At 53.3% G+C, this 25,410-nt stretch carries 20 protein-coding genes and 1 tRNA gene; 9 read left to right on the plus strand and 12 right to left on the minus strand.

Going from position 1 to position 25,410, the window contains the following annotated elements:
• The first annotated feature begins 35 nt into the window (after positions 1-35).
• On the plus strand, positions 36-710 hold the full coding sequence (gene mnmC2, locus BLP79_RS14175) for a tRNA (5-methylaminomethyl-2-thiouridine)(34)-methyltransferase MnmC2 (RefSeq protein ID WP_090220018.1): 675 nt from the start codon (positions 36-38) through the stop codon (positions 708-710).
• Positions 707-1,573 (plus strand): DMT family transporter, encoded by an 867-nt coding sequence (locus tag BLP79_RS14180; RefSeq protein WP_090220020.1) that lies wholly within the window; start codon positions 707-709, stop codon positions 1,571-1,573. The genes mnmC2 and BLP79_RS14180 overlap by 4 nt, the downstream gene beginning before the upstream one ends.
• Here BLP79_RS14180 and BLP79_RS14185 read toward each other — a convergent pair.
• Positions 1,547-3,517: a lytic transglycosylase domain-containing protein gene (locus BLP79_RS14185; protein WP_090220022.1), complete on the minus strand. Its 1,971-nt coding sequence runs from the start codon at positions 3,515-3,517 to the stop codon at positions 1,547-1,549. The two genes, BLP79_RS14180 and BLP79_RS14185, sit on opposite strands and share 27 nt — an antisense overlap.
• 126 nt (positions 3,518-3,643) lie before the next feature.
• On the opposite strand from BLP79_RS14185, the gene dapA reads away from it, so the two are divergent.
• Positions 3,644-4,516, plus strand: coding sequence for a 4-hydroxy-tetrahydrodipicolinate synthase (gene dapA / locus BLP79_RS14190; RefSeq protein ID WP_090220024.1), 873 nt, complete (start codon positions 3,644-3,646; stop codon positions 4,514-4,516).
• Positions 4,517-4,621: 105 nt separating this feature from the next.
• Here dapA and BLP79_RS14195 read toward each other — a convergent pair whose 3' ends face one another.
• The 9 genes from BLP79_RS14195 to BLP79_RS14235 all read right to left on the minus strand — a co-directional run bounded on the left by BLP79_RS14195 (position 4,622) and on the right by BLP79_RS14235 (position 16,844).
• Positions 4,622-5,509, minus strand: coding sequence for a dimethyl sulfoxide reductase anchor subunit family protein (locus tag BLP79_RS14195; protein ID WP_090220026.1), 888 nt, complete (start codon positions 5,507-5,509; stop codon positions 4,622-4,624).
• Entirely contained in the window at positions 5,509-6,273 is a 765-nt protein-coding gene (locus BLP79_RS14200; RefSeq protein ID WP_090220028.1) for a 4Fe-4S dicluster domain-containing protein, read from the minus strand. The genes BLP79_RS14195 and BLP79_RS14200 overlap by 1 nt, the downstream gene beginning before the upstream one ends.
• Entirely contained in the window at positions 6,270-6,836 is a 567-nt protein-coding gene (locus BLP79_RS14205) for a DUF6882 domain-containing protein (RefSeq protein WP_139163218.1), read from the minus strand. The genes BLP79_RS14200 and BLP79_RS14205 overlap by 4 nt, the downstream gene beginning before the upstream one ends.
• The gene (locus BLP79_RS14210; protein ID WP_090220034.1) at positions 6,833-9,670 is read right to left on the minus strand and encodes a molybdopterin oxidoreductase family protein; all 2,838 of its coding nucleotides are present in this window, start codon (positions 9,668-9,670) and stop codon (positions 6,833-6,835) included. Before BLP79_RS14210 ends, BLP79_RS14205 begins: the two co-directional genes overlap by 4 nt.
• Before the next feature lie 25 nt (positions 9,671-9,695).
• Positions 9,696-10,685, minus strand: coding sequence for a YeiH family protein (locus BLP79_RS14215; protein WP_090220160.1), 990 nt, complete (start codon positions 10,683-10,685; stop codon positions 9,696-9,698).
• Between the two features lie 127 nt (positions 10,686-10,812).
• On the minus strand, positions 10,813-11,820 hold the full coding sequence (pta, locus tag BLP79_RS14220; RefSeq protein WP_090220037.1) for a phosphate acetyltransferase: 1,008 nt from the start codon (positions 11,818-11,820) through the stop codon (positions 10,813-10,815).
• A 35-nt stretch (positions 11,821-11,855) separates the two neighbouring features.
• Positions 11,856-13,625 carry a sulfoacetaldehyde acetyltransferase gene (gene xsc, locus BLP79_RS14225; protein ID WP_090220039.1) on the minus strand — a complete coding sequence of 590 codons (1,770 nt, stop codon included), beginning with the start codon at positions 13,623-13,625 and terminating at the stop codon, positions 11,856-11,858.
• 154 nt (positions 13,626-13,779) lie between these two features.
• Complete coding sequence (gene pdxR / locus BLP79_RS14230; protein ID WP_090220041.1) at positions 13,780-15,246, minus strand: MocR-like pyridoxine biosynthesis transcription factor PdxR; 1,467 nt, start codon at positions 15,244-15,246, stop codon at positions 13,780-13,782.
• A 200-nt stretch (positions 15,247-15,446) separates the two neighbouring features.
• Complete coding sequence (locus tag BLP79_RS14235) at positions 15,447-16,844, minus strand: aminotransferase family protein (protein WP_090220044.1); 1,398 nt, start codon at positions 16,842-16,844, stop codon at positions 15,447-15,449.
• Positions 16,845-17,395: 551 nt separating this feature from the next.
• Here BLP79_RS14235 and BLP79_RS14240 point away from each other — a divergent pair.
• Genes BLP79_RS14240 through BLP79_RS14265 form a run of 6 tightly spaced genes read left to right on the plus strand, consistent with a single transcriptional unit; the run spans position 17,396 to position 24,635 of the window.
• Positions 17,396-18,460, plus strand: a complete 1,065-nt coding sequence (locus BLP79_RS14240; protein ID WP_090220047.1) for a LacI family DNA-binding transcriptional regulator — start codon at positions 17,396-17,398, stop codon at positions 18,458-18,460.
• Positions 18,461-18,491: 31 nt separating this feature from the next.
• A complete protein-coding gene (locus BLP79_RS14245; RefSeq protein ID WP_090220049.1) occupies positions 18,492-19,835 on the plus strand; it encodes an ABC transporter substrate-binding protein in 1,344 nt (447 codons plus the stop codon).
• A 57-nt stretch (positions 19,836-19,892) separates the two neighbouring features.
• A complete protein-coding gene (locus BLP79_RS14250) occupies positions 19,893-21,134 on the plus strand; it encodes a carbohydrate ABC transporter permease (protein ID WP_090220162.1) in 1,242 nt (413 codons plus the stop codon).
• Positions 21,131-22,336, plus strand: a complete 1,206-nt coding sequence (locus tag BLP79_RS14255) for a carbohydrate ABC transporter permease (protein ID WP_090220052.1) — start codon at positions 21,131-21,133, stop codon at positions 22,334-22,336. The genes BLP79_RS14250 and BLP79_RS14255 overlap by 4 nt, the downstream gene beginning before the upstream one ends.
• A 5-nt stretch (positions 22,337-22,341) precedes the next feature.
• Complete coding sequence (locus BLP79_RS14260; protein WP_090220055.1) at positions 22,342-23,607, plus strand: MGH1-like glycoside hydrolase domain-containing protein; 1,266 nt, start codon at positions 22,342-22,344, stop codon at positions 23,605-23,607.
• A complete protein-coding gene (locus BLP79_RS14265; RefSeq protein WP_090220057.1) occupies positions 23,607-24,635 on the plus strand; it encodes an ABC transporter ATP-binding protein in 1,029 nt (342 codons plus the stop codon). Before BLP79_RS14260 ends, BLP79_RS14265 begins: the two co-directional genes overlap by 1 nt.
• A 68-nt stretch (positions 24,636-24,703) precedes the next feature.
• Here the strand turns inward: BLP79_RS14265 and BLP79_RS14270 are convergent, their stop codons facing one another.
• Together BLP79_RS14270 and BLP79_RS14275 are read right to left on the minus strand one after the other, a co-directional pair.
• Entirely contained in the window at positions 24,704-24,964 is a 261-nt protein-coding gene (locus BLP79_RS14270) for a hypothetical protein (protein ID WP_139163219.1), read from the minus strand.
• 188 nt (positions 24,965-25,152) lie between these two features.
• A tRNA-Met gene (locus BLP79_RS14275) sits at positions 25,153-25,229 on the minus strand.
• Positions 25,230-25,410: the final 181 nt, after the last annotated feature.

Genomic DNA, 25,410 nt, shown 5'->3' on the forward strand with positions numbered 1-25,410 from the left:
CGCCAATAGACCACAGTCGTTTAGGGGATTACGTTATGACAGACCAGACAGCATCTCTCAGCTGGCGGGATGAGCGTATTCCGGTGTCAGACCAATTTGATGATCCTTATTTCTCGCTCGAAAATGGTTTGGCAGAAACAGAGCATGTGTTTTTATCAGGAAATGATCTGCCCAACCGATTTGCGCCGGGTTTTCATATTGCTGAATTGGGATTTGGCACCGCACTCAACCTTTTGACGGTGTGGCGGGCTTGGGAGCAATCTGGCCAGACTACGCCGCTTCGTTTCACAAGTTTCGAAGCCTTCCCAATGGAGCCTGAAGATATGCGTCGTGCGCTCTTGGCATTTGCTGAGATCATGCCATGGGCGGATCGCTTTCTAGCCGATTGGACAGGCGGTGGCACGCTTGAACTAGAGACGCTGCACCTGAATGTGATTGTGGATGATGCACGGCAAGCACTGCCGACATGGCAGGAACAAGCAGATGCATGGTTTCTTGACGGGTTTTCACCTGCCAAAAACCCTGAACTTTGGGGCAGTGATCTAATGCAGGCCGTGGCCAGCCACACAAAAGAAGCTGGTACAGCGGCGACTTATACAGCGGCGGGCTTTGTTCGACGTGGATTGGAAGAGGCGGGATTTACCGTGACACGCGTGCCGGGTTTTGGCCGAAAACGCCACATGACCCGCGCAGAAAAGAGATCAAGATGACACAGAATAACACCCGCCGCGGTATCCTGCTGATGGTGCTGTTCACGGTTATTATGGCGATTATGGATGCGCTTTCACGGCATCTGGCATCCGAATACAACGTCTTAATGGTTGTCATGATCCGTTATTGGTTCCTGCTGTTGCTGGTCGTCGGGCTGGCCGCATCCAAAGCAGGGGGCATTCGCCGTGTTGCGCGAACGCAGCAGCCGAAGCTGCAGATATTCCGGGGGTTTATCCTTGCGGCTGAGATCTGCGTGATGGTTCTTGCTTTTACCCTGTTGGGGTTGGTGCAAAGCCATGCGGTGTTTGTGTCGTATCCATTGCTGATTGCAGCTTTGTCTGGACCACTACTGGGCGAGGCGGTCGGTTGGCGACGCTGGAGTGCCATTGCATTTGGTTTTCTTGGCGTGATTGTTATTCTGCAACCCGGCAGCGGTGTTTTCCAACTGAGCGCATTGGTGCCACTGCTCGCGGCATTGATGTTTGCCCTTTATGGTCTGCTGACGCGCTATGTTTCACGCGAAGACAGTTCTGAGACGTCATTCTTCTATATGGGCGTGGTTGGCTTTGTTGTGCTTACGCCGCTTGGTCTGTGGCAGTGGCAACCTATGATCGCCGCAGACTGGGGCTGGATGGCTGCGCTGGCGGTGGCAGGTGCATTGGGGCACTGGGTGCTAATCAAATGTTATGAAGCAGCCGAAGCCAGCGCCGTGCAACCGTTTGCTTACCTGCAATTGCCTGTCGCAGCTATTTTTGGGCTGGCGATTTTCGGAGAAACGCTTGCGGTCAATGTGGCGATCGGCGCTGCTATCGTTGTTGGGGCAGGGTTGTTTACCCTATGGCGCGAACGCCTTCAGCGTTGATCCAGAAAGCTCTTGTGAAAACGGAATAGGCAAGGGCTCTTTACCCAGTCTTGCGCGATAGACAGGCAGGCTTTCGGCAACGCGCATCACGTAGTTCCGTGTCTCATTGAACGGGATATGTTCAATCCAATCTACGATATCGGGTATGCCATCGCGCGGATCGCCATACCGTTCGATCCAAACGGGTAAGCGGTGTGGCCCTGCGTTATAACCGGCAGCCATCATCACCGCGTTACCATCAAAGGTTTTGGCGAGGTCTACAAGGTACTGTGACCCCAAACGTGCGTTATAGGGCCATTCGCTGATCAGGCGATCAGTTGTATGGCTGTCTGAGATACCCAGGTCTTTTGCGACAAGATCTGCGGTTCCCGGCATCAGTTGCATCAGGCCGCGTGCGCCGACATGGCTGCTGACGCTGGGGTCAAACTCGCTTTCCCGGCGCGCAATCGCAAGCACCATTTCTTTTGCCATTGGCAGGTTTTCCTGCGCGACGGGATGCAACGGGTAATAGGCTCCTTTTAGTTCTATGCCGCGCTGGGCAGCGCGCTTAGAAATCATCACTGCGAGATGTGGTTGTTTCATTTCAACCACCATTTGCCCCAATTGCCGGGCCTGACCTACCGGGAGCGTTTCGACTTGATGGGTCAAAAACCGTTCAGCCAGCGACAACTCTCCAACTGCCAGCAGTTCAAGCGCAGCCTGCGTCACAGAGCTTTGCATAAATGGCGCATTGCGCCAGTCTGTTGATTGTACAGGTGCGCGTAAGGCTGGGTCAAAAGGTCTGCCCAAGGCTTCGGCGGCAAGCAGGCCATAAAATGAAGTTTGATATTGCGCCGCCATTGTAAAGGCGGCATGCGCACGATCCGTGTCATTCAGCGCCGCATAAGCTTGACCCAGCCAATAGCCGCCACGGCCGATTGAAATCGGTGATTTTACCGCCCCTAAGAACCGGTCGAAATGATAGACGGCGAGTTCAGGGTCTTTGAGTTTGCGCAAAGCGACATAGCCAGCAATCCATTCAGAATCGGCATAGCCATATCCATCATCGGGGGTGGCAAAGTGAAAGGCGGCCAACTGATAGGCGCGTTCATAATTGTCATCGCGCAAGTCCTGACGGGCAAAATCCCGGCGACGGCGTAGCCAGCTCGCAGGATTGCCAAGCGCCTTTGCGCCAGTGCTTTGATCCAACAAAAGTTGTATGGCATCTTCTTGGCGGCGTTTGCCATCCCGCCACACGAAACGATCATAGGCAAGGCCAGGGTCAGCTTGTCGGGCCGCAGGGACCGCGTTAATTAACCCATCAACGCCGTTTATCGTTTCCTGCAGACCGATGCGCGCCTCTGCCACCGCGCGGTCCGCTGCAGAAACGAGTGGCAGCATGCGTTTTGCGCTGACCCGATGATTTTGCCACAGCAAGCTGTCCAACCGTTGTGTATGGAGCGGCGCCAATAATTTCCCATAGCGTTCAAGATAGATGTTCTGGGTGGCCTCTCGCATGGCAAAGTCGAGCCAGGCGCGCTTGATCTCCGTCTCGGCTTTTGTTCGCGCGCCTGAACGTTCCAAGGCCCTCGCATAGGCAAGCACACCATCTGCCGTTTGTGGATCTGCTGTGGTAAAAAAGGCTCGCACGGTTTCCGCGGTTGTATTGGAAAGCTGTGCCTCCATCCGCCGACGCAGGAGTGCCAGCCCGGGCCAGTCGTGGCGCCTTGAGAGAAAGGCAAGCGCTTCTTGCGCAGACCCATTGCCGCTGCGCAATTGATGCCATAGCACGATGTCACGTGCGATGCTGCCTTCGCGACCTGCTGCGCGAGCTGCTGCGCTCCAGTTCTCACTTCTGATCAGCGGCATCGCTTCGGAGAGACCGCGTGCGAGCAGTGCGGTTGGTGCATATAACACCAAGAAAATGGTGGCAATCAGGGTCAGGGCGTGTGTCTTCACTTGCATTTTCCAGTGACTCGGGGCTAAGGCCTGTGACGATAACTTGTGACGGCCGGGTATCAATTCAAATTCCCGGTATGTCCATTCCCCCAACGGCGATTTCTCGCCAATCCATAGATAGGAGCGTGCATCATGTTCAAAGGCTCTATGCCAGCCCTCGTCACCCCGTTTCGCAACGGTGAGCTGGATCTTGATGCGCTCAAACACTTGGTCGAGTGGCAAATCGGTGAAGGTTCTACAGCGCTGGTGCCTGTCGGGACCACAGGCGAAAGCCCCACATTGTCGTTGGAAGAACACGAAACCGTTGTTGAGGAAGTGGTTAAAGCTGCTGCTGGCCGTGTTCCCGTTATTGCCGGTGCAGGGTCGAACAACACTGTGGATGCGATCCGCTTGGTGGAATTTGCGGCTAAAGCGGGTGCCGATGCGGCTTTGGTTGTGACGCCCTACTATAATAAACCCACACAGCGTGGCATGTTGGCGCATTATAAAGCGTTGCACGATTGCGCGGATCTGCCGATTGTCATCTATAATATTCCTGGCCGTTCGATTGTTGATATGTCACCCGCGACTATGGGTGAACTGGCTAAACTTCCACGTATCATCGGTGTTAAAGATGCGACCGGTGATATCGCTCGTGTCAGCCAACAGCGTGCCACCTGCGGTGCAGACTTTATGCAGCTTTCCGGCGAAGATGCTTCGGCGCTGGGGTTCAATGCGCATGGTGGCGTAGGCTGTATCTCGGTTACGGCTAACGTCGCACCGCGTCTGTGTGCAGAATTCCAAGCCGCGACCTTGGCAGGTGATTATGCAAAGGCGCTGGAATATCAGGATCGCCTGATGCCGCTGCATGAAGCAATCTTTACAGAACCTGGTGTGGCTGGAGCGAAATATGCGTTGTCCAAATTGGGTCTGTGCAGTGATGAAGTGCGCTTGCCTTTGACGGGTCTAGAAGACAGCACCAAAGCAGCGCTGGATGCAGCGATGAAACATGCAGGGCTGCTCTAAGCAGTTCTCTGTTCAGTAAGAACAGAAAAAAGGCGGCCTCAGTCCTTTGAGTGCCGCCTTTCCTATGTAGAAGAGTAGAGAGGCCGAACGGCCCCTCAGCACTGCTTAGCGTTTGCCGTAATAAAGGCCGACCACATGTTCAGCTTCGGCAAAGAACAACCAGCGTGAGCAGGCCACGCCAGCAAGGTGGCTTAGCACTGCGATTGCGGCCATCATATGTTTCAGGCCTGTGGACTCAGGCTGAGCGAGCAACAGCAGCAAAGGCAGTGCAAACGCTAGGCCAAACCCAATCACACGCAGTTTCAGCGCATGTTTACGACCGACTTCGTGAACGAATTCACGCAATAGGTAGTTGCTTCCAGTGTGCGGAGGCTCAAACGCGCGCACAGACCCGCGCTCGCCTAAGCCAGTTGCGCTGCCAACGGTTGATCCTGCTTCACCAAATGCGCGGTCGCCGACATACCATGTGAGCAACTGAATAATCGCAGCAATCAGCAACAGCGGTTTTGCAACACCGACTTGCCCTGCCATCAGAGCACCACCCGCAAGGCTGAAGCTTAGGAACATCGCGCAGGTCCAAGCAGAATTCCAACGTGGGATGGATTTAAGCTGGGCGTAGATCATTGAGGTCGTGAACACAGTCATCAGGGAAAGAGCCGCGCCGATGAGACCAAGGAAACGCCATTGTGCGCCAAGGAAAACCGCGCCAAAGGCAAACAAGCCCATTATGAGCAATGCGCCAACAGCACAGCAGCCTTCGCGGCTCAACCAGCTGGAGCGCCACTGTGAAAAGGCCTTCATCGCGCGTTCGGGATGACCAAGGTGAAAGGTGGAGGCCAAGAGGCCGCCAACCGCCATGCCATAGGCAAGGACAAAGAACACCAGTGCTGTCAGGCCAGTAACATCAGGAAGGCCGAGGCCAAGATAGGTCAGCAGGCCAAAGCCCAGACCAGACAGGGTGGTAAAGATGATAACGGATGGTGCCGGATGCATTAGTTCGCGCCTCCAGGAAGTTTATCAAGCGCCTTGTCCAGCCAGCCCATAAAGCCTTTCGGCTCTTCTGCGACCGGTGCTAGGAACGGGGCAAGTACGTCAATGTCACCAGCTAGCTCATCTTTGGGACGAGGAGGCAGGTATTTGTTGACAGGTTTGGTACCTTGCTCAGGCATCAGATCCATGCCGCCACGCTCGGCGACCAGTTTTGAAACATCGCTGTTTTCATCCCCAAGGTCGCCAAAGTGACGTGCGCCGGCGGGGCAGGTACGCACACACGACGGGATACGATCCTCTTCAGGCAGGTTTTCATTGTAGATCCGGTCAACGCAGAGCGTGCATTTCTTCATGACACCCGCGGCTTGATCCAGTTCACGTGCGCCATAAGGGCAGGACCATGCGCAAAGGCCACAGCCGATGCAGTTGTCTTCATTGACCAGTACGATGCCATCTTCGACACGTTTATAGCTTGCACCCGTGGGGCAAACGGTGACGCAGGGCGCGTCTTCGCAGTGTAGACAGGACTTTGGGAAGTGAATCAGCTGCGCTGCGCCCTGTTCTGGTTGCACTTCAAAAGAGTGCACCCGGTTCAGGAATGTCCCAGATGGATCACCGCCATATGCGTTTTGATCTGAAAGCGGCACACCGTAGTTTTCAGTGTTCCAGCCTTTACAGGAAATTACGCAGGCGTGGCAGCCTACACAGGTGTCCAGGTCGATGACCAGACCCATCTTGCGATCTGTCAATTTAGGGAGATCGGTCATTGCAGGACCCTCCATTTTGGGTCTCTAATCGCCCAGAAAAAACGTAAATTCTCGTCGATAGGGGCGGAATAGACCCCCTCGACCTCTGCGAGAGTGCCCGCCAGCTTTGCCAGATGCCAAGCATCGTCCAATGAGCACCAAACAGGCTGCGACATCAAAACCTGATGGTTGTTGGCGTCACCATAGTCATAACAATGTGACGCAACCTCTGTGCGCGCAGGATCCAGATGCGGATTGGCCCAGGCCCAGAGCAACTCCTGTCGAGGTTCGAACCAGCTGCCGATGTAGGATAATGGGGTTTCCACAATGCCGCCGTCCGGGAAACGAAACTCAAGCATGCCAACGTCATCGTCGTATCCCCAAGTGCCCAGACCATTTCCGATGCCAAAGTCGCGGGTCAGATCGTTCATCTTTTGATCCATCTGCGTGCAGGCCCGTTGGATCTGCGCATCGAGATCGGGATCCGTCACAGCGTGGCGCGCGTCGCAGTTGTCACAGGTGATTTCAAAGTTGAATATGGGCGGCTGCTTAGGAGGCTCCGTATGTCTGAAAGGCCAGATCATTTGCCCACCTTCCATTCCAGATCCTTTGGACCCGTGCCCACAGGCGATTTGATTGGCGGCAGCGCAGGTTGGCTTTCGGCCAGATCTGCAGGGGCTGCGGCTTTCTCCATTTTTACTTTTAGGTCGAACCATGCGGCCTGACCGGTGATTGGATCAGAGTTGGCCCAACGTAGGCCATCACCTTTAGCGGGCAAGAGTTCATGGATCAGGTGGTTCAACAGGAATCCTTTTGTGGCTTCAGGTGCATCTTCCTCAAGCGCCCAGGCACCTTTGCGTTTGCCGATTGCATTCCAGGTCCAGACGGTGTTGTCGTTCAAGGCCGCCATTTCCATCACCGGCACGGTGATTTCCCCGTGTGGTGACGTGACTTTGGCCCAGTCGCCGTCTTCCAGCCCATTTTCGCGCATCAACTTTGTTGGCACATACAACGGGTTGCGGCCATGCAGTTGACGCAACCACGCGTTTTGAGTGCCCCATGAGTGGTACATCGCCATCGGACGCTGGGTCAGTGCGTTGATGGTGAAGCCGTCATTGCCGTGTTGGTCTGTCTCATACCAGATTGGCATGGGGTCCATGGTCTCTTGAACGCGTTCCCGCAGGTGTTCTGGTGGCTGGCGCTCTCCATGGCCTTCAGCCGCAAGCTGGAACTTGCGCATGGGTTCTGAATACAGTTGGAACAGGTAGGGGGTTGGTGCGTCAAACAGCCCCATGTCCACGGCCCAGTTCTGGTAGGCCATGTTCCATGGCTTATAGTAAGAAGCCTCCTCCGGGATGTGGCTGACAAAGAAACCGCCGTTTTCGATATATTGATCGATCTGGTTCGGGTTCACTTCGCCACGGCCGACTTTGCTGCCATCCGTGCCACGGAAGCCTGCCAAGGGGCCAATGCCGGGTTTACGCTCGTGATTGACGATATAGTCAGCGTAATCTTCATATTTGGCGCTGCCGTCTTCATTGACAAAACCGGGCATGCCAAGGCGATTTGCCAAATGCACCAGCGTGCTTTGGAAACCGCGCACCTCGCGGTCAGGTTCAATCACCGGCCAGCGGATCGCATCAGCGGCACCGTCAGCTTCGCAGATTGGACGGTCCAATAGCGAGATACAGTCGTGGCGTTCCAGATAGGTAGTATCCGGCAAGATCAGGTCCGCATAGGCAACCATTTCTGAGGAATACGCATCTGAATAGATGATATTGGGGATTTTATAATCGCCGTTTTCATCCTTATCGGTCAGCATATCGATCACGCCACGCGTGTTCATGGATGAGTTCCATGACATGTTGGCCATGTACATGAACAGCGTATCTATCTTGTAGGGATTGCCCGCGTGCGCGTTGGAAATCACCATATGCATCAGCCCGTGGCTGGACATCGGGTTTTCCCAAGTGAAGGCTTTGTCAATGCGGATTGGAGAACCATCGTCTTTTAGCATTAGGTCTTCAGGACCATGCACAAAACCCAGATGTGGACCATCCAACGGTGCATTGCACGTTACCTTGCCGTGAGGCTTGGGGTGGGCTTCTGGTGGTTTTGGATAAGGTGGCTTAAAGCGGAACCCACCGGGAACCTCGACTGTTCCCAACAGGATTTGCAGAACGTGAAGGGCACGGCAGGTCTGGAACCCATTTGCGTGTGCCGAAACACCGCGCATTGAGTGGAACGACACCGGACGGCCAATCATCTTAGAATGTGTTTCGCCGCGGAAGTCGGTCCATTCCTGATCCAGCTCAAAGGCTTCATCAAAGGCAACGCGAGCAATCTCAGCCGCAATGTTACGAATGCGCTTTGCAGTCAGACCGCAACGCTCGGCCACGGCTTCAGGGGCGTATTCATCTGACAGGTAGCGCTCGGCCATCAGGTGGAACACTGGGCGATGAGTTACGCCATCTACCTCATGCGTCGCAGACAGATCGGGACGCACGCCGGGTTTATCGAACGCCGTCAGTTCACCTGTGTTGCGATCTTTGACCAGTGGTTTGCCATCACTGTCGCGCAAGAACAGGCCTTTGGTTGGGCCCCCAGAAGCATCCACAAGAACGGGTGCGTTTGTATAGCGGCTAAGGTAATCGAGATCGATCTTACCTGCCTTCATCAATACATGTACGATGGACAAGATAAACAGGCCGTCGGTGCCGGGTGTGATGCCGACCCAATCATCTGCAACTGCATTATAGCCAGAGCGAATTGGGTTTACGCCAATAACACGCGCGCCGCGCGCTTTGATTTTGCCGATGCCCATTTTGATAGGGTTACTGTCGTGATCTTCGGCAACGCCAAACAACATGAACAGTTTCGTATGATCCCAATCAGGCTGACCAAATTCCCAGAACGCACCGCCCATGGTATAAATACCGCCAGCGGCCATATTGACCGAGCAGAAGCCGCCATGCGCTGCAAAGTTAGGGGTGCCAAAGTTTTGTGCCCAGAACCCGGTGAAGGATTGGGATTGATCACGACCAGTAAAAAAAGCGAGCTTTTCAGGGTTTTTCTCGCGAATTGGCTTGAGCAAGCCGACCGCGATATCCAGCGCTTCGTCCCAAGAGATTTCTTCAAACTCACCCGATCCACGTGGGCCGACGCGTTTTAGAGGCGCGCGCAGGCGGGAGGGAGCATTAACTTGCATAATGCCCGCGGACCCTTTGGCGCAGAGAACCCCCTTGTTTACAGGATGGTCTCTGTTGCCTTCAATGTAGGCGACTTTTTTTTCGCCATTTTCATCGGTTTTCATGTGCACGTTGATGCCGCATCGGCAGGCACACATATAACAGGTCGTTTTTCGGATCTCGTCAGAGACCTTAGGCGATGTATCGATCTTGGGTTGCTGGAATGTCATCTCGCTCCCTTTGGGTGATGTCTGTCTAGGTTAGGTAGAGTATCCCCACTAGGATGATCCCACCGATAAACAGGGTTTCTAGAATGATCAGGGCAATGGCGGCTCCTCCAACCGACAAGACCTGCTTTAGATTCGATTTCATGCCCACTGCCGCGATGGCAATCAGCAGGAACCAACGAGACCAACCGCTGAGAGTTTCCGCAACAAAAGCGGGGATCAGTCCGAATGAGTTGAGTGTGGCTAGGACCAGGAAACCAAGGACAAAGCTGGGAAGGAGTGGTGGACGCTTGCCATCTTCGTCAGTGGTTTCATGGAAACGGCGGATGATCAGCGAGGCAAACAGAACGATCGGGGCCAGCATGGCCACGCGGAACAGTTTAACCAGAGTTGCTGTGTCACCGGTTTCTTCTGAAATAGAGAAGCCCGCACCAACAACCTGCGCCACGTCATGGATGGTACCGCCCAGGAACAGGCCACCGGCAAGTTCGTTCATTCCCATGTAGTTCACAAGGATGGGGTAGGCGACCATTGCGATGGTTGATAGAACGGTCACGCCCATCACGGTAAAGATCAGGCGTTCCTCGGAACGTTCGTCTTTTGGCAGAATGGCGCTGATTGCCATGGCAGCAGATGCTCCACAGATGGCAACAGAACCAGCTGTCAAAAACGCGAAACGCCATTTGTGGCCAAGGAAACGGGCAATTGATAAGCCAAAGCCAATGGTCAGCAGCACGCTGACCACGACAAGTGCAATGAGCTCAATGCCCAATCCCATCATTAGGCCAAAAGAAATACGTACACCTAATAGTGCAACCCCAAGGCGCAGTAAGGTCTTTGCAGAAAAGCCAATACCAACCTTGGCTTTGTCGTCCTCGCTTAGAAAGCTGACTGCAATGCCCAATAATAATGCCAGCAACATGGCTGGCGTGTCGTAGTGTTCTGAAAGAAATTTAGCAGTGATTGCTACAATAACAGCAACCATAATCCCAGGAACCAACGCGCGCGTCTGCTCCATGAAACCGGTGAAACGGTGAGGCAATGAGATTCGGATATCTTGTTGTGTCAATGGAATAATCTTCTGAATGGGGAGGTGAAGAGAACATTACTCCTGTGATCAAGAACAGGAGGGAGAGAGTATTTGCTTAGGAAGTTTGTGTTTGCAGAACGGTGACTGCGATCATTTGCGTCACATCTTCAGCACTGCAACCGCGCGACAGGTCGTTGGCAGGTTTGGCCAAGCCCTGCATGACAGGGCCAATAGCTGTATAGCCGCCAACGCGCTGGGTGATTTTATAACCAATGTTGCCTGCATCCAAATTTGGGAAAATCATAACATTGGCATTGCCTGCCACCGCAGAGTCAGGTGCTTTACGTGCGCCAACGGATGGGACAAAGGCTGCATCAAATTGCAATTCACCATCTGCTTCGACGTCAGGGGCGGCGTCTTTGAAAAGAGCCATGCCTTCAGTTACTTTGGTAACGGCTGCATGGCGGGCACTTCCCATGGTCGAGAAGGACAGAAATGCGATCTTTGGATCGGTTTGTAGCAATGCTTTGCAGGATTTTGCAGACGCTTTTGCGATTTCTGAGAGTTCGTTTGGACTGGGGTCAATGACCAGTCCACAATCAGAATAAAGCATTGCACGGGCGCCTTCTGGAGCGCCTTCAGGCGGATACATCAGGAAGAAGCTGGAAACCATCGCAGCATCTGGTGCCATACCGATGACTTGGATGGCAGACCGCACGATGTCTCCTGTGGTGAGAACCGCACCACCAACTGTACCTGTTGCATGGCCAAGGCGCACGAGCATTGCCGCGTAAACAACAGGGGTTTGAACGGCTTTTAAGGCCTTGTCTTCGTCAACACCTTTATGTTTGCGCAAAGCGTGGTACTCGGCGGCAAAACTTTCGGTGAGCTCTGAGGTCAGCGGATCATGGATCTGCATCGCGTCGTTTTCTGAACCGCCTTGATTGGCAAGTTCTGCGCGTACAGTTTCAGCATCTCCGACAAGAATAATATGGGCCAGTCCGGCCTTTTGAGCGGCAAGCGCCCCCGCAACAATACGGGGATCACTGCCTTCGCATAAAGAAATAACCGGTTGAGTGGACGGAGCGGATGCCTTCAGCACCTCTTGTGGTGTTTGTGTCATTCGTCCGTTCTCCCAGTCCGGTTATAATTTATGTTTTATTGAGCGCGCATGTCGTCGCGGCTGATACCTGCAACAGATACAGGCTTTTTCATCGCGTCACGGCGGAAAGGCTCACCCAGTTCTTGGTTCAGCAAGATCTCGATGAAGGTGGTTTCTTTGTCTTCCATCTGGCGCTTAACCGCTTTGTTCAGCTCATCGGTCAGCTCTTCCATGCTGGTGACTGCAACACCGTGAACGCCACATGCTTTTGCGATGCCAGCGTAAGACACTTCTGTTGCCAGTTCGGTGCCTACGAAGTTGTCATCGAACCACAAAGTGGTGTTACGCTTCTCAGCACCCCACTGGTAGTTGCGGAAGATAACCATGGTGATTGGAGGCCAATCGTCACGGTTTACCGAAACCATTTCGTTCATGGAGATACCGAATGCGCCGTCGCCTGCGAAACCAACAACGGGAGTGTCGGGGCAGCCAACTTTTGCACCACAGATCGCTGGGAAGCCATAGCCACAAGGGCCAAACAGGCCAGGTGCCAGATACTTACGGCCATCTTCGAAAGAAGGATAAGCGTTACCGATCGCGCAGTTGTTGCCGATGTCAGAAGAGATGATCGCTTCTTTAGGCAGAGCAGCTTGGATTGCGCGCCATGCCATACGAGGTGACATTTTTTCTGGCTCACGACCACGTGCACGTTCGTTCCAGGAGGTGCCTGGATCGTCATCTTCGTGATCCATCGCGGTCAGTTGCTGTGCCCATGTGGATTTTGCATCTGCGATGGTGTTTTTGCGCTCTTCGCGACCTTCGTCACCCGCGGTGTCAGACAGGCGGGCCAGAATGCCTTGGGCAACTTTCTTTGCGTCGCCAACGATGCCAACTGAGACAGGTTTGGTCAGGCCGATACGATCAGGGTTGATGTCAACCTGAATGATTTTCGCATCGCGGGGCCAGTAATCAATACCGTAGCCGGGCAGCGTAGAGAATGGGTTCAGGCGGGTACCCAGAGCCAGAACAACGTCTGCTTTGGCGATCAGTTCCATACCTGCTTTAGAGCCGTTGTAGCCCAGAGGACCGGCAAACAAAGGATGTGAACCGGGGAACGCGTCGTTGTGCTGATAGCCAACACAGACAGGCGCGGTCAGACGCTCTGCAAGTTCTGCAGAATCACCAATTGCGTTACCCAGAACAACGCCAGCGCCGTTCAGGATTACTGGGAATTTCGCGTTTGACAGCAGCTCAGCCGCTTTTGCAACGGCGTCTTCACCACCCTGTGGGCGCTCAAACTCAACGATTGCAGGCAGTTCGATGTCAACAACCTGTGTCCAGAAGTCACGTGGGATGTTGATCTGTGCTGGTGCAGACGCGCGTTTTGCTTGCAGGATCACACGGTTCAGAACTTCTGCGATACGGGACGCATCACGGACTTCTTCTTGGTAGGCCACCATGTCTTCCAGTAGAGCCATTTGCTCAACTTCTTGGAAGCCACCTTGACCGATGGTTTTGTTTGCCGCTTGTGGCGTCACGATCAGCAGAGGTGTGTGATTCCAGTAAGCAGTTTTGATTGGTGTTACCAGCGAGGTGATACCGGGGCCGTTTTGGGCAACCATCATCGACATTTTGCCAGTTGCGCGGGTGTAGCCGTCTGCCATCATGCCGGCGTTGCACTCGTGGGCGCAGTCAAAGAATTTAATGCCAGCTGCAGGGAACAGGTCTGAGATAGGCATCATGGCGGAACCGATAATGCCAAAGGCATTGTCGATACCGTGCATCTGAAGCACCTTAACAAAGGCTTCTTCGGTGGTCATTTTCATGGTGGCGGCTCCCTAGAAACGCGTAATTTGGGCCAAGATTGGCCAAGTGACTGGTCTCGTTTAGGCTGTGGCGTCTTCCCTCGTTAGGGCCAAAAACTGGCCCCAAATAGATCCAGTTCCCTTCGCCATATGCCTATAAATGAGACGTAGCGTCTCATTTATTACACTTTACGATCTCTTTTGCAATCAGTTCGATGCCGGCCTCAATTTTACTCTTGGGAATGGAAGTATAACCGAGGCGATAGTGGTTTTGTTTGCGTGTTGCAGGGGCGAAAAACGGTGCACCCGGTTCCAGAAAGACACTGCCTGAGCGTAACTTGCGTGCTACGTCGTCCATATTGGTGCCTTCGGGTGCTTTCATCCAAAGAGAAGAGCCACCGAACTGGCCTGAACCGGAAATTGTCAAACCATGCTGTTTGATTGATTCTTCAATGACCAGTCTGCGACCGTGTAAGGTTTTTGCGATCCGGCGAATCTGTGCATCATAATGCCCAAGAGATAAGAAGTAAGCTACCGTTCTTTGCATATGGCCTGGCGGGTGCCGCAAAACATTTGCTCGCAAAGCGCGCGCTTGTCTGATGAAAGATTCGGAGCCCACAAGATACCCGAGGCGAAGACCCGGAAAGAGCGACTTTGAAAAGCTGCCGATGTAGATAACTCGGCCTTCTTGATCTAGCGATTTGAGCGCAGGGGAGGGAGAGTCTAAGAAAGACATCTCAAACTCGTAATCATCTTCAACGATAACTGCATTGATGTCGCGCGCTCGTTTTAGCAGCGCTTTGCGACGCTCCATTGGCATGTTCGTCGTAGTTGGACTTTGATGGCTCGGTGAGGTGAAGATGACATCTGTATCGTCTGAAATGAGCTCTGGTGGCAATCCATCTTCATCTACTGGAATGCCTTCAAATTGGCAGCGTGTGTTCACCAATTGATCGCGCAACGTATAGTAGGCTGGATCTTCCAGGGCGGCTTTGCGTCCACGATTCAGCAGAATTTGTGCCGTCAGCCAGAGCGCGTTGGTTGCGCCAAGCGTTATTAGAATTTCCTGCGGACGCGCTATAACGCCACGACGGGGGAGGGAATGGCGTGCAATGTATTCGACCAAAAGAGGGTCATCGTGATCGTATTGATCATTGGCCAGAGCAGAAAAATCTTTATGCCCGAGTGCCCGCAGTGCACAAAGTCGCCAGTTGGCATGATCGAACAAAGATGCGTCTGCTTGGCCATATATGAATGGGTAACGGTAGTCGCGCCAATCCTGTGGTTTATGTGGCGTATCTCCGCCGGTGAACGTGCGGGCCAGTGACCGGGACCAGTCTACAGAATCCACTGTTTTTTGCGTCGGAGTATAAGAGGGCGGCACTGGCGCGTTTGTGGAGACAAAATACCCTGAACGCCCCTTAGACGATAGATAATCGCTTGCGAGAAGTTCAGTATAAGCCAAGGTCACAGTAATTCGGCTAATGCCTAGATGGGATGCCAATTTGCGCGAAGACGGCAGCTTTTCACCTATGCGAAAACGCCCGGAAAGGATGCCTTCGGCGATCATTTCCTGGATCTGAGCTTGAAGTGTGCCCTGTGCGTCGGGGTTGAGAAAGAAAGTTTCAACAGATATCGCCATCGGGTTACTTTAGTTTGGCGATACGGTGGATGCAATCTGGACTTACGCCTTTTCAAGGCTCTAATCGTAGAAAATTAGAATGTGTCAAATGGCATTTCTTTCAGTTAGTCATCCACTGACATGAAGCATTTTAGGCTTGATATGAAAAAACGCCCTGCAGGGGCAGGGCGTTTGGGTTTTTGTTGCGGATGGGCTGATGATTAGCCGAATACTTTGCTCAGCGCTTTGTCAACAGTTTCACAGATCAGGTCGATCTCTTCTGCGGTTGAAATCAATGCTGGGCTAAAGCAAAGCGTGTTGTTGAAGCCAGGAATAGAGCGGTTGGTGATGCCGATGATAACGCCCATCGCACCGCACTCCGCGACAACTTTTTGCGCATCTGCTTCATCTACAGGTTCTTTAGTGTCGCGGTCTTTGACCAGCTCAACACCTTGGAACAGGCCTTTGCCACGCACATCCCCGATGACGGCGTGTTTTTCCATCATCGCTTTGAAGGATGCATTCATGCGATCCCCCAAGGTGCGTACATTTTCCAGCAGATTTTCGTCTTCGATGATGCGAATGTTTTCCAACGCTGCCGCCGGGCCCGCAGTACAGCCACCAAAGGTGGAAATGTCGCGGAAGTAACCCATCGGATCCGATGTATCATCTTTAAAGATGTTAAAGATTTCTTCGGTGGTCACTGTGCATGCAATTGCCGCATATCCAGACGCTACACCTTTGGCCATGGTCACGAAATCAGGTTTGATGCCAAAGTGCTGATAGCCGAACCATTCGCCGGTACGACCCACGCCGCAGACGACTTCATCGATGTGCAACAGGATGTCGTACTTTTTGCAAATTTCTTGAACGCGGTCCCAGTAGCCGACTGGCGGCTCGATCACGCCGCCGCCCGCGGTGATGGGCTCAAGACAAAGCAGGCCAACGGTTTCTGGACCCTCGCGCAGGATCACCTCTTCGATCTGATCCGCACAGGCACGGCCAAACTCTTCACCAGACAGGTTCTCCAAACCCAACTGATCTTTACGGTATTCCATGCAGTGTGGGACTTTTACAAAGCCTGGCGCAAATGGACCATATTGTGCAACCCGCTGCTCTTGCCCTGTTGCAGACATCGCGCCCAGCGTTGAGCCGTGGTAATCGCGATCCCGGTACAGGATTTTGTATTTCTTGCCGTCATATTTCTTGTGCGAGATTTGGCGCACCATCTTGAAGACTTTTTCGTTTGCTTCAGATCCAGAACTACTGAGATACGCGCGGGTCATGCCCGGCATCTTTGAGATCAATTTTTCAGAGAATAACGCGCCAGGAATAGAGCCCGCGACGCCTGCGAAATAGCAGAGTTTTACCAGTTGATCGCTGACGGCCTTTGCAATGCTTTCACGCCCGTAGCCAACGTTTACGGTCCAGACGCCACCAGATACCGCATCTAGATATTCTTTTCCGTGTTGGTCCCAGACGCGCGTGCCTTTGCCTTCGACGATAATCCGTGGATCCGCGGTCTCTAGTGCTTTGTGCTGGAAGAGGTGATGCCACACATGCGCCTTATCGGCGCTGACAACATGGGAAAGATCGTTTTCTGTGAACGCGCCTTGCATGACAGGTCCTTTCGAGAGAGGTTAATCCAGTGCTGGCTGTTAGCGTACGCACCGCTTCATATTACGTTCAAATCTCATTAACGGAACGAAGAATAGGGCCAGGTCATCGATCACATTATGACCAGTTCGTTTATTTTATCGGATGCAAGCTTTTTGAGCTTTTTGCGGCGCCATGATGTGCAGTTGCAGCAACTTCAACAGAGGAACAGAGACCATTGTCTCTGTGATCTTGTTGCGCCGCGTCGTATTCTGTCGTTAGTTTTGAGGTGATGTAGATCGCCTGAAGCTGGCGCGCGTTTTATGCCAACCCGGCCAAGCTATTGAGGTCTCAGTCAAAACCCTAAGCGGTGAAACGCAAATGCGATTTGCAATGAGCAAAATCGTATTCGCGAGACGGAAAATTCTATTCATATATGTGAATGTTAAGTGATTGTATTTCAGGCTGTTTTTTATGGTTTTGCCTAATTATTAATCCCTTTCTCGCAGTGGTGTGTGATTTTTTTCCTTGCCGAAACCGGTTTCGGAAATGAATCGTTTAGGTGGGAGGACGTATGTCGAGACATGTAAAAGCTGATTTTTCGGATCAGAGTCGGGTGACAATTAATCACTTGTCACAGGCACTGGGACTGACAAAAGGGACGGTGAGCCGTGCCCTGAACGGCTATCCTGATATTTCGGAACGGACACGCTTAAAAGTTCAGCGCACAGCTGAGCGCATGGGCTATCAACCACTCAGCCATGCGCAGGCGATACGTACAGGTCGTAGTCGCTCCATGGGGCTGGTGATCCAAACCTATGATCACGATGCACAACGACCGTTTCTAGCGGAGTTCTTGGCGGGCATTTCAGTTGCGGCGGCCAGTGAGGGCTGGACCTTGACAGTCACCGCCTCAGATACACCCGAAGGAACGCTTGAAGTGATGCGGCAGCTGATAAAAGAGCGTAAAGCAGATGGGTTTATATTGCCTCGCACGCTGCGTCAGGACCCCCGCGTGGACCTGATGAGGGCTTTGAAGACACCTTTTGTGTTGTTTGGGCGGGTGGAGGACCCAACAGAGTGCGCGTGGTATGACATTAAAGGCGGTGCCGCGATGCATGAGGCGCTGGGGCGACTGGTAGATTTGGGACATCGTCGCATCGCTTATGTAGGTGGTGGTCAGCAATATAACTATCAGCGGTTGCGCTACAGAGGGTACCGCGACGGTTTGGAAAGCCACGGCTTTGATCTAGATAATGCTCTGGTTCACCAAAACGCTGTAACGCGCGCCGCAGGGGCGCAGGCCACGCGCGCGCTCCTTGAATTGGACAGCCCACCGACTGGTATCATCTATGCCGTTGACGCAGCAGCTGCGGGAGCTTGGGATGCGGCACAAGAGTTCGGGCTGACGATCGGAAAAGATCTCTCTGTTGTCACGTATGATGGCACTGGAGAAGGCGCAAATCTGCAGCCGGCATTGGCGAGTTATGCAGTTGATATCCGGCGCGCAGGTGAACGTTTGACACAACTGTTGATCCGCCGCATTCGCGGCGAGGATGTGGAATTGCTGCGCGAAGAAGAACCCGCGCAGTTTCGTCCGGGTGGTTCCTTAGGGCCTGCACCGGCGACAAAACACTAACACTCAAAGACGATCAAACTGGGAGGAAACCATGGAATTGAAACGGTCACTTTGGATGGGCACAGCTGTTCTGGCTTTGTCAGCCGTTGCGGCGCAGGCGGACACATTGCGGTTCTGGACGATTGAAGAACAGCCAGAGCGTCTTGCCAAGCAAGAGCAGTTGGCGGCTGATTTTTCGGCTAAAACCGGTCACACAGTCGAAGTTATCCCTGTCACGGAAAAAGATCTGGGCACGCGCGCGACCGCGGCATATGCGGCTGGCGATCTGCCGGATGTGATTTACCACACTTTGCAATATGCGGCACCTTGGACGGATGCGGGTATTCTGGATCCCGATGCGGCGACTGATGTGATCGAAGATCTAGGCATTGGCACATTTGCTTCGGGCGGTCTGAATATGGCTGCTCTGCCAGATGGGTATGCTGCTGTTCCGGTCGATGGCTGGACACAGATGCTGGTCTACCGCAAAGATTTGTTTGATGCGGCAGGTTTAGAAGCTCCGACGTCATTTGCAAATGTGCTGGCTGCTATTGAAAAGCTGCACAATCCACCAGAGGTCTTTGGTTTCGTTGCCGCGACAAAGGTAGATGAGAATTTCATGAGCCAGATCTTGGAGCATGTCTTCCTTGCCAATGGTGTCTCTCCAGTGGGTGGCGAGGGTTTTGCTGAGCTTGATACAGCAAAAACCACCGAAGTTCTGGATTTCTACAAAGCCATCGCAAAAGCGTCACCTCCGGGTGAACTATACTGGAAACAGTCGCGCGAGCTGTATTTTGCAGGAAAGGCAGCGATGATCATCTGGTCTCCCTTCATTCTGGATGAACTGGCTGGGCTGCGCGACAGTGCCCCGCCAACCATCACAGATGATCCAACTTCTGCTGAACTGGCGTCTAAAACTGGTATCGTGACAACCTTTGCAGGCCCATCAAATCCAGAAGGTGCTGCATGGGGGGACGTGCGCTATTTCGGAATTACTTCGGATGCGTCCACAGATGCCGCAATCGAGTTTGTAAAGTTCTCAATGGACGAAGGCTACACCCAGACATTGTCGATTGCGCCAGAAGGAAAGTTCCCAGTGCGCCGCGGAACAGCGGATGATGCAGAGGCTTTCTCGAAAGCATGGTCAAAGCTTCCCGTTGGTGTCGATCGTAAAGCACCATTGGGTGATCTTTATGCGCAAGAGATGATTGATGAAATCGTAGGTGGATTGGATGTGGCGCAACGTTGGGGTGTCAAAGAAGGCCAGCTGTCTCTTGCTTCAAAGATGATCAACAGCCAAGCGATCAACCGGATTGTTCGTGAGTACATTGACGACCAGATCGATGCTGCAGCAGCTGTTGCCGCATTGAATGAAGAACTGGGCGAAATCGAGTAATCCTTTTCTTTCCCTTCCCCGGCTCGTCTGGGGAAGGACACCATGGATATTTTCAACATGACACACCCTGTGCCTCCTGAGGGGCCCGGTCAGCTTGCGCGGCGAGAAGCGCGACTGGCTTGGGGACTCCTTTCCCCGACGATCATTGCCGTGGCATTGGTTGTTATTCTGCCGCTGCTTGCGGTGTTCTGGATCAGTTTTAAACCTGTCGAGCTGGCTGATTTGCGTCCGCCAACCCCCGTCGCGCGCGAAGATGTGCGTGGCACGCTGGAGGCACCTGGAGATCAGGCGAAGCTTCGCTATCGTGTGCGCAACAGTTCTGCCCAGCAGGGCATTCGCGATGTGGTGCTGACAGACATCTGGCCTCAGGGCCTGAAAGTGATCGGAGATTTAGACGCGCGCTGTGCGCTGGATGAGCAGCTGATTTGTACGTTTGGTGATTGGGAGGCCGGTACACGTGAGCGTATTGAAATCGAAGTTGAAGCCGAATCAGCTTATTTTGACGGCCCAGATCCCAAAGATAGCAAGCCGATCATGACAGGTGAGGCAACAAACATTCTGACCAACTTCGAATTCACACTCGAAAATCTGATAGAGATTTTTGACGGTGATGAGTTCTGGAGTGTCCTCGGTGTAACGATGTTTTACACCGTCTTTGGCACAATCGGAGCGCTGTTGTTTGGCCTTTTTGCGGCACTTCTTTTGAATGCGTCTTTCAAAGGGCAGGGGATTTTACGCGGGCTGTACCTGTTTCCCTATGTTGCGCCTGTGATTGCTGTGGCGTTTGCTTGGATTTTGCTGCTGGATCCTCACTCTGGGTCTATCAACGCATTGCTGATCCAGATGGGAGTGACGGAACAATCGATCAATTTCTTTGGAGAGCGCCCACTGGCCCTGATTATGGTCACGGTATTTGAAATCTGGCGGTATTTCCCACTGTCCTTCCTGTTTATTCTCGCGCGGATGCAGTCGATTGATACAGATATGTATGAGGCTGCAGATATGGATGGGGCATCTCCCTTCCAGCAATTTGCATATCTTAGCGTACCGCAGCTTTTGGGGATCTTGTCGGTTCTGTTCCTGCTGCGCTTCATTTGGACCTTCAACAAATTCGATGACATCTTCTTGCTGACGGGTGGCAACGCGGGCACGCGCACGCTCACTGTGAATGTCTACGAACAGGCCTTTGCGCTTGGCAATATCGGTGCAGGTGCAGCGGTTGCATTGGTTATCTTTTGCTGTCTTTTGGCCTTTAGTATCTTTTTCTTCCGCTTCATGAGCCAGGAGGAAGGCCTATGACTCTGTTCAAAAATGGATATCTGACCGGTCCCTTGCTTGGCGCGCTATGGACCTTTGTGATCGCGGTGACGGTTGCCGTCTGTATGAGCTTTTCAACGGGCGAACCATTTAAACCGCTCTTGCTTTTGTCCCTAATTTGGGGGGCAGGCCTTGGGCTTGTCTCTATGTACGGACGACTCCCCGCTGCACTCGCTGGTGGTGTTCTTTTGCTGGCTGGCGTGTTGGACATTGGCCCTGTTACGGTTGGCGAGGATGTCTCGGGCTTTTCTACGCTATTGGCGCATTTGGCCACGGCTGGGTTTTCTGCGTTGGGAACCTATGTCTTCACGCATGATTGCCCTCCCGGCCAACTCACCCGGCATCAGTACGAGGCGGCCATCATTCGCTTTCTGACTGGGTTTGGATATATCTTTTTCACCGCAATTGTGGTGATCCCATTTTACGTGATGGTGATGACCAGCCTGAAAAGCCAGTCTGAACTGCTGCGCAACCCGCTCGACTTTTCAATCGATCTGAGCAAAGGGCTGGATCTCTTGCGCAGTTACCAAGAGCTGTTTGCCGACTTTGGATTTGGCGGGTATCTGTGGACCTCATTTTATGTTTCGGTCCTGACTGTCTTTATCACTTTGGCGTTTGCAATTCCGGGGGCCTATGCGGTTGCGCGTTTGCGCTTTCGCGGGCGCGCTGCGTTTTCGCGTTCTATTCTGCTGATCTATATGGTCCCCATGATCGTTCTGGCGCTGCCAATCTACATTGGGTTTTCCATGGCAGGGCTGCGCAACTCAGTCTTTGGTATTGTCCTGATCTATCCGGTCACAACCATTCCTGTGGCACTTTACATGTTGCAAGGATACTTCCGGGGACTCCCTAGTGAGGTCGAGGAAGCTGGCCTTATGGATGGGCTTTCACGGCTTATGGTAATTTGGAAAATCACCTTGCCATTATCTCTTCCTGCGTTGGCGTCGGTTTCGCTTTATGTGTTCATGATCGCCTGGAATGAGTTCCTTCTGGCCTTTATGTTGCTGGATGATCCCTCAAAATTCACTCTGACCCGTGGAATTGCCTCACTCAATTCTTCTGAGATCCCACGCCAGCACCTGATGGCGGGATCGGTGATCGCGACTGTGCCAATTATGGCGTTGTTCCTTGGGTTGGAACGTTTCATGACCAAGGGGCTGACTGCTGGCTCCGTCAAAGGATGACACCTATGTCTTCAACATCTGAAAATATCACAGAAGCCGCTAGGCGGATCCTCAGGGAGAATGACCGGGGGGGATATACGGTCCCCACAGCAGGTCTGTATCCCTATCAATGGAACTGGGACAGCGCGATTGCAGCACTTGGGTTTGCTGAATTTGATATGAACCGGGCGTGGCAAGAGATTGAAACGCTTTTTGCAGGGCAATGGGAGACGGGCATGGTTCCCCATATCTTGTTCCACAAACCGGATGCGGGTTATTTCCCCGGGCCTGATGTGTGGCAGGGCGTTGGTCCGACCCAGTCAACCGGGATCACCCAGCCACCTGTCGCGGCGACGATGGCGCGTATGGTTTATGATCGTGACCCAGCGATGGGGAAGGCGCGTCTGAGCGCGCTTTTCCCCAAAATCCGCGCATGGCACAGTTGGTTCCTAAAATGGCGCCTGGACAGTGAAAACGCGGTCTGTGTCACGCATCCTTGGGAATCTGGGCGGGACAATGCACCAGAATGGGATTTGGTCCTGAAAACCATGACCGCCGAAGGGGTGGGCGAGTATACACGCAAAGATACCAGCCACGTGGACGCTTCCATGCGCCCGACCAAGTTTGACTATGATCGCTATATCTGGTTGGTGCAGCAGGGTGCGCGGCTAAAATGGGATCAGCAGGCTTTGAGGGAGCAAAGCCCGTTTCGTATGGCTGATCCAACCACCACCTTTTTGTTGCTGCGGGCGCATCGGGATCTTCTGGCCGTGGGCGAACGCCTTAACCTCGATGTGACAGGAATGGCCGAGGAGGTCGCGCTTTTGGAGGCGGGTGCACGGAGCCTGTGGAATACTGAGCTGGGCAGCTTTGATGCAAGGAATGCCGCTACCGGTGAATTTGCCAACTGCATGTCTAATGCAAGCTTTTTGTGCTGGTACGGTGGCATTGATGAAGCGGGGCAATTGGAAAAACTGCGCGCCAGCCTCACAAAGACGCGCTTTCCAGTCGCGAGCCATCCAACAGATTCGGACCGATACGACAGCTGTCGTTATTGGCGTGGGCCAACCTGGGCGTTCATGAATATGATGATTGGCTTTGGTCTTGAAGACTGCGGTCATGCGGACCTTGCACAAGAGGTGCGTACAAAGACAGCTGAACTTATCGAAACCTACGGGTTTGCGGAATATTTCGATTCAACTTCGGGTGCGCCAGCTGGGGGCGACACCTTTACCTGGACAGCAGCCGTTTGGCTTGCCTGGGCCGGATCACAGGCGAAAGGGACACTCTAATGGCGTCGATAGAACTCAAAGGGGCCGAAAAATGGTACGGTCAGGTTCAGGTCATAAAAGGGGTGGACCTTGAGATCGAAGAGGGCGAATTCATCATCTTCGTCGGCCCATCTGGTTGCGGAAAATCGACCTTACTGCGCATGATTGCAGGGCTTGAAGAAACCAGTCGCGGCCAAATCATGATTGGTGGCGTTGATGCGACCTCCAAGCCCCCGGCTGAGCGTGGACTGGCCATGGTGTTTCAGTCTTACGCGCTTTATCCGCATATGTCGGTGCGCGACAATATGGGCTTTTCTCTAAAGGCCGCTGGTGCTGACAAAGCGGTGATCAAGGAAAAGGTCGATGAGGCCGCGCGTGTTCTTAAATTGGAAGCGCTATTGGAACGTCGCCCGAAGGATTTGTCCGGCGGCCAGCGGCAACGTGTGGCGATTGGACGCTCGATTGTGCGTGACCCGACAGCCTTCCTTTTTGATGAACCGTTGTCAAATCTAGATGCTTCTTTACGCGTGGAGATGCGCTACGAGATTGCAAAGCTGCACCAGACGCTTGGCTCGACCATGATCTACGTCACCCATGATCAGGTCGAGGCGATGACGCTGGCAGATCGTATTGTGGTTTTGGAAGGAGGGCATATTAGCCAGGTTGGCACCCCGCGTGAACTATACGAAAACCCAGGCAATCTTTTTGTTGCACAGTTCATTGGCAGCCCAAAAATGAATGTATTCTCGGCAGCCGCCCAAGGGTTGCGGATTGCAGAGACTTTACCTGCACAGGCGCAGCATGTGGGTATCCGGCCCGAGCACATCAGCTTTGTCGCGGAAGGTGAAGGCGCATTTGATGGCGCCGTGGATGTCGTCGAATACTTAGGCGCGGATTGTTTTGTGATCGTGGATGCAGGAGATATTGGACAGATCAATGTGCGGGTGGAGGGAGAGACAACCCTTCAGCCGGGTCAACGTCTGGGGCTGAGCTTTGGTCCCGAATATACCCACACGTTTGATGCACAAGGTCAGGCGTTGAAAAGCTGATTTCCTGCTCAGCTAACATGACGATATGGCGTGGTTTCTTTTAAACTACGCCATATCGTACAGGAAGTTTAGGTGTAGCCGCCGCTGCTTTGGACGCCTTTCTCAAGCTCATGGAAGTAAGCGATGGCGATCTGGTCGATCTCGTGATCGGTCAGCTCCAAAGTGAACCCGGGTGCATTTTGCTTTGGAGGGGGAGAGCTGACGCGTGTGCGCGAAAGCTGGCCTTCGTAGCGTTTGATTTCCGCATCTGTGCGGATGCCGAATGTCTTGGCGCGCTCACATGCTTCGCGATGGCTAACCCCCGCGAGCCGCTCGACCCATTGGGTCATGCCAATCACGTCTCGTAGCTTCTCCGGGACCCTCCGGCGGAGCTTCCAACCCTTGTTGTCTTTGCTGAGGTACTGCTGTCTAGGCATGTCTGTCATGCCCAATGTGTACCACCGTTGTGTACCACTGATCAATCAAAAGCCCTTTGATAGTAAGGCTTTCCAGCAATAACAACGCTTTAAGGTAAGGGTGGTAGCGGAGGAGGGACTTGAACCCCCGACACGCGGATTATGATTCCGCTGCTCTAACCAGCTGAGCTACTCCGCCACACTGTGTACAGTCTGGACTGTGTGCAGGCGATTTACGAGTTCCGGGCGAAGGGGTCAAGCGAGAAATGCAAAGAAATTGTGTTTTCCGAAGGAAAACCTAGGTAAAGTATGAAGGGTTGATTATCCAGACCGATGAACAAACCGATGAAACACACACAGCCACCCCGGTTGGCGTGGCT

The organism is Epibacterium ulvae (genome assembly GCF_900102795.1).
GTDB lineage: Bacteria > Pseudomonadota > Alphaproteobacteria > Rhodobacterales > Rhodobacteraceae > Epibacterium > Epibacterium ulvae.